15 protein-coding genes and 1 riboswitch are annotated in these 16,662 nt (G+C 49.6%); of the genes, 5 read left to right on the plus strand and 10 right to left on the minus strand.

Translation table 11 applies throughout. The annotated features are described in order from the left end of the window. Nucleotides 1–166 precede the first annotated feature (166 nt). From HMPREF1250_RS03170 to HMPREF1250_RS03180, 3 genes are all read left to right on the plus strand, one after another. On the plus strand, nt 167–1,435 hold the full coding sequence (locus tag HMPREF1250_RS03170) for a DUF445 family protein (RefSeq protein WP_036242508.1): 1,269 nt from the start codon (nt 167–169) through the stop codon (nt 1,433–1,435). Between the two features lies 1 nt (nt 1,436). Beyond that, a complete protein-coding gene (locus tag HMPREF1250_RS03175; protein WP_023053212.1) occupies nt 1,437–2,723 on the plus strand; it encodes a DUF445 domain-containing protein in 1,287 nt (428 codons plus the stop codon). Nucleotides 2,724–2,835: 112 nt separating this feature from the next. Next, nucleotides 2,836–2,934, plus strand: a riboswitch (SAM riboswitch). A gap of 113 nt (nt 2,935–3,047) precedes the next feature. After that, nucleotides 3,048–3,866 carry a MetQ/NlpA family ABC transporter substrate-binding protein gene (locus HMPREF1250_RS03180; protein ID WP_023053205.1) on the plus strand — a complete coding sequence of 273 codons (819 nt, stop codon included), beginning with the start codon at nt 3,048–3,050 and terminating at the stop codon, nt 3,864–3,866. A 199-nt stretch (nt 3,867–4,065) separates the two neighbouring features. Here the strand turns inward: HMPREF1250_RS03180 and HMPREF1250_RS03185 are convergent, their stop codons facing one another. The 3 genes from HMPREF1250_RS03185 to megL form a co-directional block, all read right to left on the minus strand. Next, nucleotides 4,066–4,839 carry a PhzF family phenazine biosynthesis protein gene (locus HMPREF1250_RS03185; RefSeq protein ID WP_023053211.1) on the minus strand — a complete coding sequence of 258 codons (774 nt, stop codon included), beginning with the start codon at nt 4,837–4,839 and terminating at the stop codon, nt 4,066–4,068. Nucleotides 4,840–4,988: 149 nt separating this feature from the next. Further along, nucleotides 4,989–6,407, minus strand: coding sequence for a Na+/H+ antiporter NhaC family protein (locus HMPREF1250_RS03190; RefSeq protein ID WP_023053204.1), 1,419 nt, complete (start codon nt 6,405–6,407; stop codon nt 4,989–4,991). 370 nt (nt 6,408–6,777) lie between these two features. Beyond that, a complete protein-coding gene (gene megL / locus HMPREF1250_RS03195) occupies nt 6,778–7,980 on the minus strand; it encodes a methionine gamma-lyase (protein WP_023053185.1) in 1,203 nt (400 codons plus the stop codon). Between the two features lie 153 nt (nt 7,981–8,133). On the opposite strand from megL, the gene HMPREF1250_RS03200 reads away from it, so the two are divergent. Then, nucleotides 8,134–9,075, plus strand: a complete 942-nt coding sequence (locus HMPREF1250_RS03200; protein WP_023053191.1) for a LysR family transcriptional regulator — start codon at nt 8,134–8,136, stop codon at nt 9,073–9,075. A gap of 55 nt (nt 9,076–9,130) precedes the next feature. Here HMPREF1250_RS03200 and HMPREF1250_RS03205 read toward each other — a convergent pair whose 3' ends face one another. Beyond that, complete coding sequence (locus HMPREF1250_RS03205) at nt 9,131–10,525, minus strand: PLP-dependent aminotransferase family protein (RefSeq protein WP_023053196.1); 1,395 nt, start codon at nt 10,523–10,525, stop codon at nt 9,131–9,133. Here HMPREF1250_RS03205 and HMPREF1250_RS11520 point away from each other — a divergent pair. After that, on the plus strand, nt 10,518–10,712 hold the full coding sequence (locus HMPREF1250_RS11520) for a hypothetical protein (protein ID WP_155914481.1): 195 nt from the start codon (nt 10,518–10,520) through the stop codon (nt 10,710–10,712). The genes HMPREF1250_RS03205 and HMPREF1250_RS11520 overlap by 8 nt on opposite strands. Nucleotides 10,713–10,881: 169 nt before the next feature. Here HMPREF1250_RS11520 and HMPREF1250_RS03215 read toward each other — a convergent pair whose 3' ends face one another. The 6 genes from HMPREF1250_RS03215 to HMPREF1250_RS03240 all read right to left on the minus strand — a co-directional run bounded on the left by HMPREF1250_RS03215 (nt 10,882) and on the right by HMPREF1250_RS03240 (nt 16,583). Then, complete coding sequence (locus HMPREF1250_RS03215) at nt 10,882–11,490, minus strand: 6-phosphofructokinase (protein WP_023053177.1); 609 nt, start codon at nt 11,488–11,490, stop codon at nt 10,882–10,884. A 48-nt stretch (nt 11,491–11,538) separates the two neighbouring features. Further along, nucleotides 11,539–12,567 (minus strand): zinc-dependent alcohol dehydrogenase, encoded by a 1,029-nt coding sequence (locus tag HMPREF1250_RS03220; RefSeq protein WP_023053208.1) that lies wholly within the window; start codon nt 12,565–12,567, stop codon nt 11,539–11,541. A 110-nt stretch (nt 12,568–12,677) separates the two neighbouring features. Further along, complete coding sequence (locus HMPREF1250_RS03225) at nt 12,678–13,436, minus strand: SDR family NAD(P)-dependent oxidoreductase (protein WP_023053183.1); 759 nt, start codon at nt 13,434–13,436, stop codon at nt 12,678–12,680. 56 nt (nt 13,437–13,492) lie between these two features. Beyond that, nucleotides 13,493–14,785 (minus strand): MFS transporter, encoded by a 1,293-nt coding sequence (locus HMPREF1250_RS03230; protein WP_023053192.1) that lies wholly within the window; start codon nt 14,783–14,785, stop codon nt 13,493–13,495. Nucleotides 14,786–14,823: 38 nt separating this feature from the next. Then, a complete protein-coding gene (locus tag HMPREF1250_RS03235; RefSeq protein ID WP_023053179.1) occupies nt 14,824–15,753 on the minus strand; it encodes a transketolase family protein in 930 nt (309 codons plus the stop codon). Then, entirely contained in the window at nt 15,750–16,583 is an 834-nt protein-coding gene (locus tag HMPREF1250_RS03240; RefSeq protein WP_023053182.1) for a transketolase, read from the minus strand. The genes HMPREF1250_RS03235 and HMPREF1250_RS03240 overlap by 4 nt, the downstream gene beginning before the upstream one ends. Nucleotides 16,584–16,662 lie beyond the last annotated feature (79 nt).

The raw sequence follows: 16,662 nt of genomic DNA on the forward strand, positions 1-16,662 counted from the left end.
ATATCTAGTATCGTTTTTTACATGTATTTTTTATCGTCAGCAACACATTCCCGTCCAGTACGGTTGATCTGATAAGAGGATATGGTATAGTATACATAATCACTTGACCGTACGGCTCTGCTGCAAATCAAAAAACAGGCTCACCACGTAAGGAGGATATATGTCTGTGCCGAATAAAATGTCACCGCCTGCCCGCACGCACGCAGCTACATACATCTTAATAGCAGCCGCCATCATGCTGCTCGCCGCCTTCCCGTTCCGGGACACGTTCTGCGGCGGCTTTTTTACCCATGTTTCATCAGCTGCGCTGATCGGCGGACTGGCAGATTGGTATGCCGTTACCGCTTTATTTCGCCGTCCTTTGGGAATCGCCTTCAAAACGGCAATTATCCCCAACAGCAAGGTCCGCATTGCCGAAATGGCCCGCCACATGGTCGAACATGAAATTCTGACCGTTCCCAACATGTACGCCGTGCTCAAACATCATCCCATTCTAGGCTCTACCTTAGACTACCTGCATACCGGCAAAGGGTTTCAAGCCGCCGAGCACGTATTCGGACAGATGCTCACTACCTTTCTGTATACGGTGGATATCCAAACGCTGGTGAACGCATTTTCCTCAAAGGGCGGCCAGGCCGTAGAAAAAATAGATTTGGCTCCCATTATGAGCAAAGCCATTAAGATCGGTCTTCGCGGCGAATCTGGCAAAGATTTTCTCGATTTTATGATTCTCTACTTGGAAAAAATTATTCGCAGCGACATGATGGGCCAAGCGATTGGCGAAATTTATGAAGCTTCCTTGCTGCAATATGCGAAACGCAATATCTTTCTAGGCTGGGCGATCAAAACGGCGCTGAAAGTCGAGGTCCTTCGCCCCCCCTACGTAGCCGGAATACTGCAAAAAAAAGGACTTTCTCTGCTGACAGAAGCAAAAGCGGACAACTCCGTGCAGCGTGAACAGGCGCTGCGTTATTTATGGAAAAAAACAGAGCAAATCCAATTCAACGATGATTGGCACAAACGTATTGACAGCTATAAAAACCGCATGTACCAAAGCCTCGTTACGCGTCCCGATACGGGCGAAGCCTGGCAGCGATACATCCGGGATCCGGAAAGACAGCGCCGAATCTGCAATTGGGTAGCTGCCTACGTCATTCGCAAGCTAGAATCATGGCGCGAAAGCCCCGATCGGATTGAGCAGCTGAATCATACGCTGCTCACCTTCCTGTCGCAAGAACTGAAAAAACTGCAGGAATGGTTCGGTAAAACGGCAGAACAGGAAATCCTGAAATATGACGGAACCTACTTGGCGGAGCAATTGGAAAACAGCGTGTGGTATGATCTGCAAGTCATCCGCATCAACGGATCCCTCGTAGGCGCCCTTTTAGGAGCCGTAATTTACCTGATCATGTACGCCGTCAAAGGAGGTGCGTAATATGACCTACCGTCGAAAAGCAAATCTCATTCTCCTCGGCTCATTCATCTGTTTCATCCTTGCCTTCCTGTGGTGGGCCACGCACGATCTTTCCTTGCCGGAACAGCTGCTCCTGTTCGTCATTCAATCAGCCCTCATCGGCAGTATCGCCGACTGGTTCGCCGTCACCGCCTTGTTCGAGAAACCGCTGGGATTTCCCTACCATACGGAACTGCTGTATAGCAATCGGGAACAGATTATCGACAGTATTACTAAAATTATTTCCAAACAGCTGCTGCAGCCCAAGATTTGGCAAGATAAGCTGCGCAACATTTCGTTCATCGATAAATTATCGGTATGGCTGCGCGAACCGGCGGGAAAGGAAAAATTTCGAAATCTGCTTTATGCCGTTTCAATCCGAGCCTACGGTTTTGCTCAAAAAGGAGACACACAACAAGCGATCCTTATTCGTTTACGCAGCTATCTCAAAAAGCAACCGCTCGTCAACTTTTTCCAGGACCGTCTCATTTCCCTGTTGGCTGACCCGAACAGCAACATGTTCACAGATACGCTCAATCTCATCAGAGAACTTATTGCCAGCGACGAATTTGACACGGTGATAAAAGATCTGATCCTGCAATGGCAGGAAGAATCCAAACATTCGACGGTCTCCACGCTGACAATTAACAAAGTACTCGGCATCGTGGACCCGCAAAAAATAGCTCAGGATATCAAAAGCGGCCTGCTCATCTGGCTTGATCATTGGGAACAGGCCGATGCGGCGCAAAAAGAGTGGCTCTGCCGCAAGTTTGAATTGTTTCTCTATTCCATGAGCGGTCAATTGGCCTTCGCCGTCCAGAACTGGCAAGACCAGTTCATCGATTCCCTGCCGCTCGAACAATGGCTAGATGCCACCCAAGGGTCTGTTGAAATCTATTTTACAAGCGGTCAGACAGGACAGGAGGAACTGAAGGATATGTTGGAAACGCAGTTCTTTCGGTACATTGCCTATTGCCGTTCCCATGAATCCGTAAAAAACTGGCTTGATGAACAGATCTGCCGCGCCTGCAACATTCTTCTCGAACACGAACACAGTCTCATCGCCATTGCCGTCCGTGACGTCCTGTCAACTTTTGACAAGCGGAAATTTAACGAATTCCTTGAAAACAAACTGGGCGAAGACTTGTCGTGGATCCGCATCAACGGAGCCATTGTGGGCGCATCCATAGGCTTTTGCGTCTTTTCCTTCTTATATTTCCTTTATCAGCCCCTAGTCGTGCCGCTGATCCGTAATTGGGCCTTCACGTAGCCGCAAAGCCACGACTTTCCGTCTTGAAAAATCGTCATATGCGACGAGCTGTCATTTCCTCTTGACAAGATCGCGGCGACGCGTTATCATTACTTTCAACAACTGCATACCGTTTTCATCAAGAGCAGCAGAGGGACTGGCCCTGTGAAGCTGCGGCAACCTCCTTTCGGGGAAAGGTGCTAATTCCAGCGGTTTTACCGACAGATGAAGGAGCATATACACAAGCCGTCATCGTCATGACGGCTTTTCTTTTGTCACTTGAAGACGCTGCTATGCCGGTTGAAATTTATACTCATCATTATAATATACAGGGGGAATCATCAAATGAACGTATCCGTAAAAAAAGTTATCAGTCTCGCCCTAATTGCGGCAACATGTATCTTTGCAGCAGGCTGCGGCAGCTCCGACACTGCCGATACTACAAAAAAAGAAATCAAAGTCGGCGTAACGGCAGGACCGCATGCAGAGGTAATGGAAGAAGTGGCCAAGGAAGCGGCCAAACAGGGCATTACGCTGAAAGTCGTCGAATTTAACGACTATGTCCAGCCGAACAAAGCCCTTGCCGACAAAGACCTCGATATGAACTCCATGCAGCACCAGCCTTACCTTGACAATGTCATCAAGAAACAGGGGCTGAAGTTAACGTCTATCGGCAAATCCATCATCTTGCCGATGGCGGCGTATTCCCATAAATACAAATCCCTTGCCGACGTCACCCCGGGAGCCAAAGTCGCCATTCCGAACGATCCGACAAACGGTGCGCGCGCACTTCTTCTGCTGCAGCAGGCAAGATTGATTACCTTGAAAAACGGCAATTCCGTTGACGCTTCCGTAACCGATATCGTCGAAAATCCGAAGAATTTGCAGTTCGTCGAATTGGATGCCGCCCAGATTTCCCGCTCTCTTGACGATACCGATCTGGCTTGCGTCAATACGAACTACGCGATTCCGGCAGGCCTGAATCCGCAAAAAGACTCGCTCATCGTCGAAGACAAAAACTCGCCTTACGCTAACGTCATCGTCGTTCGTGACGAAGATGCAAACAATGAAACGTACAAAAAGGTCGTCGCCATTTATCAGTCGGAAGCGATTAAAAAGTTTATTGAAGAACACTTCCAAGGCACCATCTTGCCGGCGTTCTAATAAAAAAACACGCTCTGCAGAGCGTGTTTTTTTATTGGCTTAAAGCCCGCGCAAGGATCACCGTTATACGCAGGCTGCTCCCAAGAGGTCGACGCCGTCTGTCGGTCCGGTCCGATCTGGCTGCCATCTTTGCGCGCAAAAAAAGCAGCCACATCACAGGAAAAGGAGGAGCAACAGATGGGCCCCTCCTTTTCCTTACCTATACATGCAGTTCTGCCGTCGAATACAGGCAGGCATATCCGGACAAAGTAACACGGTCGCCGTGTACTTGGCAAAACAGCTCGCCGCCTCGTTGGGAAGCCTGATACGCATGCAACGCCGTCTTCCCCTCACGCGCGGCCCAAATCGGCAAAATATGACAGTGGCCGGAACCGCAGACCGGATCTTCAGGCACTTTGAGCTTCGGCGCAAAGCTGCGGCTGACACAATCATAATCCCGGCCTTTAGCCGTAATATGCAGCAGCAACCCGTCAAGTTCCCGGATCTTCTCCTGATTCGGTTCCGCCTGTCGAACGAAATCTTCATCATCCATGATGCAAACGAGATCCCGCGCCATATACGCCGCCAACGGCCGACGGCCGATCGCCGCCGTCATCGCCGCCGTCACGGCCACAGGCTGCATCGCATACGCCGGAAAATCCATGGAAAACAGTTCCCCTTCACGCCGAACAGTCAAATCGCCGCCCAGCGTATGAAAGTGAAAGACCTGCCGTTCCGGCTCAATAAAATTAGCCAGAACGAACGCCGTTGCCAAGGTTGCATGACCGCAAAGGTCGATTTCTCCTCCCGGCGTAAACCAGCGCAGGCGATAATCATCTCCTTCCGGAACGGTATACGCCGTCTCGGACAAATTATTTTCGATGGCGATCTGCCGCATCAGGCCGTCATCGGGCCAATGATCCAGAACACAGACGACGGCCGGGTTCCCGGTAAAAACGTTTTTTGCAAAAGCGTCCACATGATAGGCTTTCATTTTCCTCTCCTCCTCATACAAAATTGCTAAAAACTGTTCCTGTTTTTAGCGTATCACAAAGAAGTACGCCATACAATCAAAAGATTGTATGGCGTACAATGTATGGCACACGGACGTGTTGCATCGAAGGGAACACCCTTTCCCGCACGTTATGCCGAAACTTTGCTCTGTGCTTTCCCTTCTTCGAAATTCCAGGGATCTCTCTTGATAAACCCGTCCGAAAAGGGAATGAATACGGATACGACAGCCGAGATGCCCAAGAGATAAATAAACCATGTATACGGCAAGACTTCCAGCGGTGAGACGGCGCCGCCGGCAAAGCCCGTCACGATCAACATTTGCGCCCCATACGGAACCAAGCCTTGGAAAATACTGGAAAAGGTGCTGAGCAAGGCCGCGCTGCGCCGCGGATCGACGTGGAAGGTATAGCAGATCCGCTTGGCAACTTCACCGTTAACAATGATAGCCACCGTATTATTGGCCAAGGCGATGTCCGTAATGGAAACCAGCGCCGAAATGCCGAGTTCAGCTGAAATTTTTCCTTTGATGAATTTCTGTATATTCGTCAACAGATACGCTATGCCCCCGGCTTTGCTGACCATTGCCGCCAAGCCGCCGGTAAACATGGACAAGAGGAAAATATCGTTCATGCTGACAAAGCCTTTATAAATGGCCTGCATAAACGTCAAGAAAGTCAAATCTCCATATGCGATACCGATGAGGCCGGCCAACACCGTCCCCATGACCAGAACCAGAAAAACGTTGACCCCGGCGACGGCCGTCACCAAAACGACGATATACGGAAGCACCTTGATGAGATTAAATTCATGCTCTCCCGTCGTCACAATCGTTTCCGACTGCCCGAAAAAGATCAACAGGATAACGGTAAGGATCGCCGGGACCAGCGTCAGCCAGAAGTTCAGCTTAAATTTATCCTTCATTTCACAGCCCTGCGTCCGCGTCGAAGCGATCGTCGTATCGGAAATGATCGACAAATTATCGCCCAGCATGATGCCGCCCAGAACACAGCCCATGATCAGCGGCAGCGATGCGCCCGTCTTGTCGGCAATCCCGATGGCAATAGGACCTACGGCGGCGGCGCTGCCTACCGACGTTCCCGTTGCCGTAGCAATGAATCCGGAAATGATAAAAATACCGGCCGCCAAATATTCCGGCGGAATATACGTCAAGCCGAGGTTGACTGTCGAATCAATGCCGCCCATCACCTTGCAAACGGTAGCAAAGCCGCCGGCCAATAAAAAGACCACGCACATAATCAAAATATTGGAATCGCCGCAGCCTTTAACAAAGGTATCGAACTTATCATCAAAAGAACCGCTGATCAAAATAAAGGCTGCCATAACGCCGATGATCGCCGCCAACGGCGCCGGAAACTGGTAAAAAGCCATCGGCACGCCGCTCAGATGAAGAATCATCCCGCTGCCCAGATAAACGGCCACAAAAACGAGAAAAGGAATCAGCGCCTTGCCGCTCGGTTTTACGGTATTTTCTTCCACCACCTTTTTCCCCTTTTCCTCCTCTGTACGAACTTGCTCTTCTGTACTCACAACGATCTCTCCCTTCGATTAAAACACATCTCCTTAACAATACGCCGTTAAACAACCATACGCTCTTCCCCTTGACTGCCCCCCGAATCGGTAAAAGAGTTTCGTTCTGTCTTAGCTAAAAAATACGTCAAAAAGATTTAATCCGGCTGTACATCTGCCCCACGAAATATATATGTTAAATTTATCACAATCATATTTATTTGTATAATATATTTTTATTTTAATCATCTATAGAAATTTTCTATATTTTTTTATGCCCTGTCTTACTGCAATTATTTTCTTTAAAGCAACACCTCAAAAACAACTGCGCAAAAAAAAGAAGCAGCCAGATCTGCTCTTGCTGCTTCTCGGTGATGAATATGGGTATAGGTTATTTAACGATCAGATCCAACGCCTGCTTCAAATCGGCAATAATATCTTCGGCATCTTCAAGCCCTACGGACAAACGCACCAGGCCTTCGCTGATACCGGCCATTTTGAGTTCTTCACTCGTATACGTCGAGTGCGTCATCGATGCGGCATGTTCGATCAATGTTTCGGCGTCTCCAAGAGATACGGCAAGCTTGCAGACGTGAACGTTGTTCATGACCACGGCGCCTTCTTCTTTACCGCCGTTCAATTCAAAGGAAATCATGCCGCCAGGAAGAGCCATCTGTTTTTTTGCCAGCTCATATTGCGGGAAGCTCTTCAATCCAGGATAGCTGACCGTGGCTACGGCAGGGTGGCTTTCGAGGAATTCGGCCACCTTCATCGCGTTGGCGCAATGTTTTTCCATGCGAATCTGCAAGGTCTTCATGCCGCGAGCGATAAGAAAAGCATCGAAAGGACTGAGTACCGTTCCGGTCATATCTTTAATGCCGAAGAGGCGTACTTGGGTGATAAAATCCGTCTTACCGCAAACAAAACCGGCGATAACGTCACCGTGGCCGTTCAGATATTTTGTTGCCGAATGAACGACTACGTCGGCGCCCAATTCTGCCGGCCGCTGGATATACGGCGTGCAGAACGTATTATCGACAATGGCAATACAACATTCAACAGTGTGCGCGATTTTGCTGATCGCTTCAATATCGACAATTTTCAGCGTCGGATTGGCCGGCGTTTCCATGTAGACGACCTTCGTATTGCTCTTCATCGCTTTTTGCACGGCATCGAGATCGGTCATATCGACAAAGGATACTTCTATGCCGGCGCGAGGCAGCCCGTGATTCATCAAGGCAAAGGTGCAGCCGTAAAGCGTATCACTGGCAACGATGTGGTCGCCGGACTGGACAGCCGTCCAAAGAGCCGCCGAAATAGCTCCCATGCCGGAGCCGGTGGAAACGCAAGCTTCCGTATTTTCGAGAATAGCTACTTTTTCTTCGACAACGGCATTCGTCGGATTGCCGAGACGACTGTAAATATAGCCTTCCTCCGCCAACGCAAACCGATTGCCGCCCTGTTCAGCAGAATCGAAAACAAACGTAGAAGTTTGGTAAATAGGCGCTGTCAATGCGCCGAACGTATTTGTCGAAGCACCGCCGTGAATAGCGCGCGTTGCAAATCCCATTTTCATTAACTCTTCTCTTTTCATCCTTCATTCCTCCTGACTGTCGTTGTGTGAAGCCTGATTCGTAATACGGACATATCCTTTTGACACTGCAAAGTATATCATATATAATTTTTTGTGAATAATACCGTGTAGCCTCACAAATGCATAGAAAAAAGTTATGACAGGAGGTTCTATATGACACTGCAGCAGTTGAAATATATTATTGAGATTTCGAAATGCGGCTCCATTTCCGCAGCGGCAAACAAATTGTTCATTGCCCAACCGAGCTTAAGCAAGGTCGTAAAGGATCTGGAAGAAGAATTTCAAATCAAGATTCTGCGCCGCAACCGACACGGCATCGCCTTTACACCGGAGGGGACGAAATTTCTCCATTTTGCCAATCACGTGCTGGAAGCTTCAAATACGATGCGCGATTATTTCGCTAAAGAAAGAGCCATGCCGGAAGCTTTGCATTTGTCCATTTCGTCGCAACACTACCTCTTTGCCGTTGACGGCCTGATCAGCTTCATCCTGAATCTGCCGGACACGGCCCGCTATACGCTGCGCATCCACGAAGTACGGACTTCACAAGTAATTCAGGATGTGCTGGTTCAACGCAGCCAGATCGGAATTCTTTACGTTTCCGACATGACGGAACAGTTCATGCATCGCACATTCACCAAAAACGGGCTCGAATTCGTCCCCTTTTTCGACTTTCCGCCGCACGCCTATATCAGCAGCCGGCATCCGTTGTCTTCGCAAAAAGAGCTCACTATCGAACAACTACTTCCCTATCCCTATATCCGCTATGAACAAGGCAGCGATCCGGCCCAGCTGTCGGAAGAAGTGGTGATTCCCAAGGTTTATTCACAAAAGACAATCTACGTCACGGACCGCTCGACAATGCTCAGCATCATCGCCAATACGAATGCCTATAATCTGGGAACCGGTTGCCTCCTGCCCCGCATCGTCGGCCCCGACGTCATTTCCGTGCCGATAAAAGGTCCCGTCGGCACGATGAAGATCGGCTGGGTAAAGAGAAAAAACGCTGCCATGAGTCCGGAAATGACCAAATATATCGCTTACCTGCAAGATTCGCTGAACAAGGTTATGTCCAAAAGCGATTATGTCTCGTAAAATAAAGAACGGCGGTCACCTGTTAGCATGAATACGAACAGGTGACCGCCGTTCTTTATTTCTTTCCTTCATAGGCGTATCCGTCCAAAAGGATTTTGAGACGCCGCAAGCCGTCCGTCAGTTCCGCTTCATCCCGCGGTGACGCAATAGCCAGACGAGCGCCGTTGACGGACGCAGCGGCGCCGACGGCAAAGTGTTCCGCACCGTAAATGGAAACACCGGCGGCAGCGGCGTCTTTCTCAAACTCCAGTCCCGTCACGGCAGGCGGCAACGTCAGCCAGCGACTGATACATTCCGCCGTGCCGGCGATGTCATACGCTCCGAGAACAGCATTCACCAGGCGATTCCTCCTGGCGACACGTTCGCGGCGCAAACGCATCAGTTCCTCGTACTTCCCGGAAAGAATCAGGCGTGAAGCCAGTTCCAGCAAAAGTTCCGATTGGGACAAATTAATGGCATGCAACGCCTCGCTGAGAACCGCTGCCTGCGCGGCAGGACAGACGACGTACGCCAGGCGCAAAGACGGCAGCAGCGTTTTCGAAAGGCTGAGCACGTAAATGACCCGATCCGGCGCCAACGCTTTAACCGGCAACAGCGGTTGCGCCAACAAGAGAGACGTGATCGCGTCTTCTATAATCAGCAGATCATACGTATTCGCCGCTTCAGCCAACATGGTTCTCCCTTCCTTGCTCAGTATATGCGTCGTCGGATTCTGAAAATCGGGAGTAATGTAAAGGCCCTTGATATGATGGTTTTTGACGGCGTAGGCAATTCCGGCGGCACTCATTTCCCCGTTCTCCTGCCCGACAGGAATGAGTCTGATGCCGAAAAGGCGGGCGCTGTCCTTGAAGCCGGAATAAACCAGCGGATCGACGCCGATACGATCGCCGCGCCGAAAGAAAGAAGCCAGAACGGCGGCAATGGCATTCTGCCCGCCGCCGGCTAAAAGCACCGCATCGTTCCGGCCAAGCGAGAGCCCGACCCGCTTCAGCAGGACTGTCGCCGCCGCATCATAAGCGCCCCGCTCCTGACTGTATTGGAAAAAACGACCCCTGCCTTTCTCAAGCAGCATGAGCTGCAGTATTTCGGAAGCCTCGTCCTGCTGCAACGTTTCCGGCATCATCGACGCCATTTCAATCTGCTGCGGCGGCTTTTCTGCTGTTGCCAGATCGGTATTGACCGTATAGGCCACATAGGTTCCGCGGCCTACCTGGGCTGTCAACAATCCCTTATCGGAGCAAAGCCGAAACGCTCTCGTTACGGTACTGACATTCATCCCCAAGTAATCGGCCAATTCCCGCTGCGGCGGCAATTTCGTCCCCGGCAGCAGCGTGCGCTGCCGCACGGCCCGTTCCAACTCCTGCGCCAACACACGGTACAGCGGCAACGTTGACGGCGGCAGGACAGGCCGCCAGGTCAGCGGATAATCATCAAATGAATTTATGGACATGGCCCTTTCTCCTTTTTCAGCCTCAGTTTCTACCGGTATCCAAAACACCGTTCTCCGCAATAGCCTCTTCCATCATGTGCCGTCGGCAGTGCGCGTCAAAAAGATTTCCGGCAACAACGAGTCGATGACGACGGCTACACGAAGCGGTCGCCAATCGAATCTGCTGACGAAAACAGGTATTTCTTAAAATTATAATAATCTCTCCCGTGCAGTGTCAACTGGCCGCCAATAGCGAAGCAAACGCCGCAAGCCAAAAACGGCCGAAACTCCGGCGTCATTAGGCTCGCGGCCGCGAACAAGCGAACAGGCCGGTATACAGATGTATACCGGCCTGTTCGCCTATATCCGATCATCCCTTACTTTCCCAGCGCGTGAACCAGGTCATACTCTTCTTCATCAATACCGTAAATATACCGTTCCGCCTGCTGATAAGGTATGGCCGTAACATGATTATCAATCAGTCCGACAATCACGTTCGCTTTCCCTGCCAATAAGGTATCCACCGCCTTCTGCGCGAATTTCCCCGCCATTTTCGCATCGTACGCAGTCGGTGAACCGCCGCGCTGCAAATACCCCAAAACGGTCAAACTGGGGTTGAGCTCCGCATGATAGTGATGGATATGTTCATATACTTCATTGCCGCTCATCGCTCCTTCGGCGACAATGACGACTAATGCGTCAATATCGTTCTGCCGCAAAAATGCCATCGCCTTTTGTCTGCCAGCTTCAGTTTCAAACTCTTTTGAGCGCGCCGTTTTCAACAGTGTGCCGCCGCGATGAATGATCCCGCCGACAGATCTTCGATTCAACGGTACACTTTCTCCGTTGATCAATCCTTCATAACCCTTTTGAATACCTTCGACAGCCAACCCTTTATAAATGGCATATCTGGCAATGCCGCGGATAGCCGCATTCATACCGGGGGCGTCTCCTCCGCTGGTTAAAACACCTATTTTTTTGATCATTTACGTAGCCGATCCTTTCATCCTGACCATAACCGTCAATTTCGCCTATTAAAATTCCAAGACAACCTTAACCAACGGTTCCGGCCGTTGATCTGCGAAACGCATAGCCGCAGACATTTCTTCTATAGGGAACCTTTTGGTTATAAATCCCTCCGTGCGGATACGGCCGGAAGCCAACGCTTCTATGACAGCCTTGAAATCGTCGCCAGTATACATATTGGAACCGATAACGCGCAGCTCTTTAACTTGAATCAGTCCGAAAGGCGCCGCCACGTCATTCCCCATAACGGCAATCTCGGAAATTGTACCGCCACGTTTGGTAATCTCTGCGGCCTGCACCATGCAAGCGGCATTACCGAATGCCAAAAAGGTCACATCCACGCCTCTTCCCCCGGTCAAATCCATGATCGTTCGCGCGACGTCGACGGTAAGACTGTTGTAAACATGCGAAGCCCCCATTTCCTTCGCTTTCATCAAATTGAAATCGAAAACATCAATGCCGATGATGGTCTTTACTCCTTGGGAAAGCGCGCTGAGAATCACACCCAAACCGATGGTGCCGCAGCCGATGACGGCAATGGTGTCGCCTTCCCCCACCCGGTTGCTGCGTACGGCGTGCATACCGACAGCAAGTGGCTCTATCAGCGCTCCTGCGTCAAAAGAAACCGTATCTTGTAAACGGATAACACAGCGTTCCGGCACAACGACAAACTCGCCAAAAGAACCGCTCCAATAGGTAGCGCCCAATATCTTTTTGTCTTCGCAAAGATTATACGCGCCGCTTGCACACAATTCGCAATGGCCGCAGCCATATTGCGGTTCCGCCGTAACCCTGTCGCCAATCTTGCAGGTTGTAACGGCGCTGCCCAGTGCTACAACAACGCCGGAAAATTCATGACCCGATACCAGAGGCGGGACCCGCCAGGCATGCTTTCCATGGTAAGCATGCACTTCAGAGCCGCAAATACCACTTATTTTTACTTGAATTTTCACACTGTACTCGTCTATCAACTGCGGTTCTTCCAAATCGTTTCTGAAATACGCTTTCATCGGTTTTTCTATAAATCCGCCACGCATGGTTCCTTTTCCCCTTTCCTGCAAAAACTGCCGTCAAGAAACGTTACTGTCCGCCTCTGCAGCAAACACGTACCTTGACGGCAATCTGTCAGTCCGTTGACGGCGGACAATCAGTCCATATGCTGACCGCCGTTGATGTCAATCTCTTCACCGGTAATGTACGAGGCTTCCTTGGATGCGAGGAATACAATCGTATCGGCAACTTCCTGCGTTTCGCCGGGGCGTCCCATGGGGATACCGTCGATAACTTTCTGCGCTTCTTCTTGCGGAAGCGATTTCCAAATTTCCGTATTGATCAAACCGGGACATACACTGTTAATGGTAACCCCTTTCTGAGAAATTTCTCGAGAAAGATTTTTAGAAAAAGCCAATACTGCCGCTTTAGCGGCGGAATAATGTGCGCCGCCGAAAATTCCGCCGCCTCGCTTGGCGGATACGGAAGAAAGATTGACAATACGGCCATAACCGGCTTCCACCATCGGCTTCATGCAGGCTTGTGTGCAGAGGAAGAGGCCAAACATATTTACATTAAAAATACGTTTCATATCCTCAAGCGTCATGTCCTCAACCGTAACGTGTTGTGAAACACCGGCATTATTGATCAAAACGTCAAGATGGCCATATGTATTCATGACATGATCTACCATAGCCTGACATGACTCCTTGCTCGTAACGTCAAGTCTTACTCCTTCAGCCTTGCCGCCTGCTGCCGTAATCATTTCAACAGTTTCCTTTACTCCCTCCATGTTGATGTCGGCAATGATCAGCTGCGCGCCTTGCTGAGAAAATGTTTTGGCAATAATCCGTCCGATTCCTTTTGGCGAACCGCTGCCCGTAACAATAACGACTTGATCTTTGAAATCCAACATATTGCTTACCTCCTATTATTCATCCATAACATACCCGATACGATAACCGATGACTTCTATTCCAACGCCTTGCCATTCTGCTTTACACAAACGGTAACAACGAGCGCGCTGATAACCATGCAGACCGCCAGAAAGAGCACGCCGGCATCAAAAGATCCGGTAGCCGTACTGACATAGCCCATAACGTAAGGCCCTACAAAACCGCCCAAATTACCGACACTATTGATCAGCGCGATACCCGCTGCCGCAGCCGTACCGGAAAGATAGGCCGGCGGAATAGCCCAAAACGGCGAATACGCCCCATAAGCGCCGCAAAGCGCCACTGCATAAACAGCCAAACTGAGAACAACGCTGGCATGGGCAATATACACACTGGCGACCAGACCGATAGCGGCAGCAACCAAACAAGCGGCGACATGAAAACGGCGTTCATTGACCTTGTCAGAATGACGTCCGACGCCGTACATGACAAAAGCTGCCAATAAGTACATCGCGCCGATAGTCCAACCGATAATCGTCGTAGAAAGCCTCCCCGAAAGCTGCTTCACCAGTGTCGGCAAGAACATGACGATGCCGTAATACCCGCAGATCCAGGCAAAATAACCGCCTGACAAAATTAACACGTCCCGCTCCTTCAGCGCAGACAAGAAAGATACTTTCTTCTTTTCCGCTTTTACGGCCTGTTCTTCGGCGACAACCTTTTGTAGCCATTCCCGCTCTTCCGGTTCAAGCCAGTCGGCGTCTTCTATCTTATCCGTCAAATAAAAATAAACGACAATACCCAAAATTACCGAAGGAACGGCTTCCAAAATAAAGAGGCTTTGCCAACCGTGAAGTCCAAAAAGATTCATTTGCAGTAAATACGTAGATATCGGCGACCCGAAAGCGCTCGCGCTGGGAATCGCCACCATAAAACCGGCAATGGCTTTGGCGTGATTTTTTGTTTGGTACCAATTGCTCAAATACCAAGCCATACAAGGGAAGAAGCTGGCTTCACAGATTCCCAAGGCAAAACGGACAAGATAGAATTGCAGATCATTCTGTACAAATGCCGTCAATATGGAAACAATTCCCCAGGAAATCATGATCCGAGAAATCCAGCGACGGGCGCCGAACTTCGTCATTAAAGCCCCGCCCGGCACTTCAAGCAAAAAATATCCAAAAAAGAAAATACCGGCGCCAAAACCGAAGACAGCACTGGAAAATCCCAGATCAGAGTTCATTTGCAACGCTGCAAAACCGATATTGACGCGATCCAAAATGGAAATAGCAAAGCAAAGGAACAAAAATGGAATCAGCCTATGCGTAACCTTTTTTACTGTACTCCGTTCAATAGCGGATACATCCATTATGATCACTCCTCAAATTATCGTATATCTTTACCGAGTTAAAGGCGTTGAACCGTTGCCACAATATTCTCGACAGTAATGCCATTTTTGGCAAGGAGTCGATCATAAGGAGCCGATTCGCCGAAACGATCCTGGATCCCGATACGTTTAACAATGCCTTTCCCCATTTCGGCCGCTACCTCACAAACGGCGCTGCCCAAGCCGTTGATAATATTGTGATCTTCAACGGTAACCACTTTGCCGATCTTTTCAATGCATTCCTTTACAGCATCAACATCAAGCGGTTTGATTGTGTGCATGTCAAGCACCTTTGCGGAAATACCGAGCTTTCTCAGTTCCTCTGCCGCTTCAATGGCCAGACGAACCGTATCACCGTTGGCAATAAGGGCTACGTCTTTACCGTCTCGGATCAAATGAGCCTTGCCGATTTCCAGTTCGACACCCTCGTCATAAATGGCGGGAATGGCGTCGCGTGTAAAACGCAGATAAACAGGACCATAACTTGCAGCGGCAGCCGCCGTTAACTGTTTGGCGGCGTAATAATCAGCCGGCATAATAACCGTCATATTCGGAATGGTGCGAAGTACGCCCATATCTTCAATCGACTGATGGCTGGCCCCGTCATTGGCAGGTGTCACGCCACCATGCGAGCAGGCGATTTTAACATTCAAGTTCGGATAACAGATCTCCTGACGGATCATTTCACACATGCGCAGCGATCCGAATACGGCATACGTGACGACAAACGGAATTTTTCCCGTCGTTGCCAGTCCTGCCGCCACGCCTGCGGCATTCTGTTCAGCAATCCCGACATTAACATGCTGTTGCGGCAATTCTTTGGAAAATGGCGTCGTTTTGCAGGATTTAGCAATATCAACGTCAACTACATAAATATCTTTATTTTTCCTGCCCAACGCGAGTATTTCTTCGCCAAACCCTTCGCGAGTCGCTTTTTTTACACCCATCATTTTAACCCTCCTTCAAGTTCCGCCATTGCCTGCTTATATTCTTCATCATTTGGTGCCACGCCATGCCAGCTGCACTCATTTTCCATAAAGGATACGCCTTTCCCCTTCACGGTATGTGCAAAAATACAGTGCGGTTTTTTATTTTTTCGCATGCGAATCATTTCAAGCGTCTTGGTAATCTCTTCCATGCTATGCCCGTCAATTTCATAAGTGTCAAACCCGAATGCCGCAAATTTTTGACCCAAATCAATATTGGGCATAACTTCATCAGTCGTGCCGTCAAGTTGCAAATTGTTGTTATCTATAAAAACGATCAGGTTATCCAATTCATATTTGTGCGCTGTATTGGCGGCCTCCCAAATTTCCCCTTCTTGCGCTTCTCCGTCACCGATAACCACGAAAACGCGATAATTTTTATTGTCCCGTTTCCCAGCCAATGCCATGCCGACGCCGCAAGCCAGCCCTTGGCCTAAAGAGCCTGTAGAAATATCGATTCCCGGACATTTTTTCATATCCGGATGGCCCTGTAAAATACTCCCTTCCTTACGAAGCGTATGTAATTCCGACTCAGGAAAATATCCGCGTGAAGCCAAAGCCGCATACTGAATCGGACAAACGTGCCCCTTAGAGAGGATAAAGCGGTCACGGTCTTCCCATTTGGGATTTTCCGGATCAATATCCATTTCGTCAAAATAACATGCTGCGACAAAATCAGCTGCCGACAGAGAGCCGCCCGGATGTCCCGATTGAGCCTCATAAATCATGGTTATCGCCTTTTTCCTCAAGTCAGCGGCAATGCCTTTCAACTCTTCCACACTTTTTCGTCTCATTATCTTTCACCCCATCTAAATCGAACTATACTGCTGAATGCGGTAACATCACGATCTTTTTATCATTATATGTTGAACG

The sequence above is a fragment of the Megasphaera vaginalis (ex Srinivasan et al. 2021) genome, assembly GCF_000478965.1.
Classification (GTDB): domain Bacteria; phylum Bacillota; class Negativicutes; order Veillonellales; family Megasphaeraceae; genus Megasphaera; species Megasphaera vaginalis.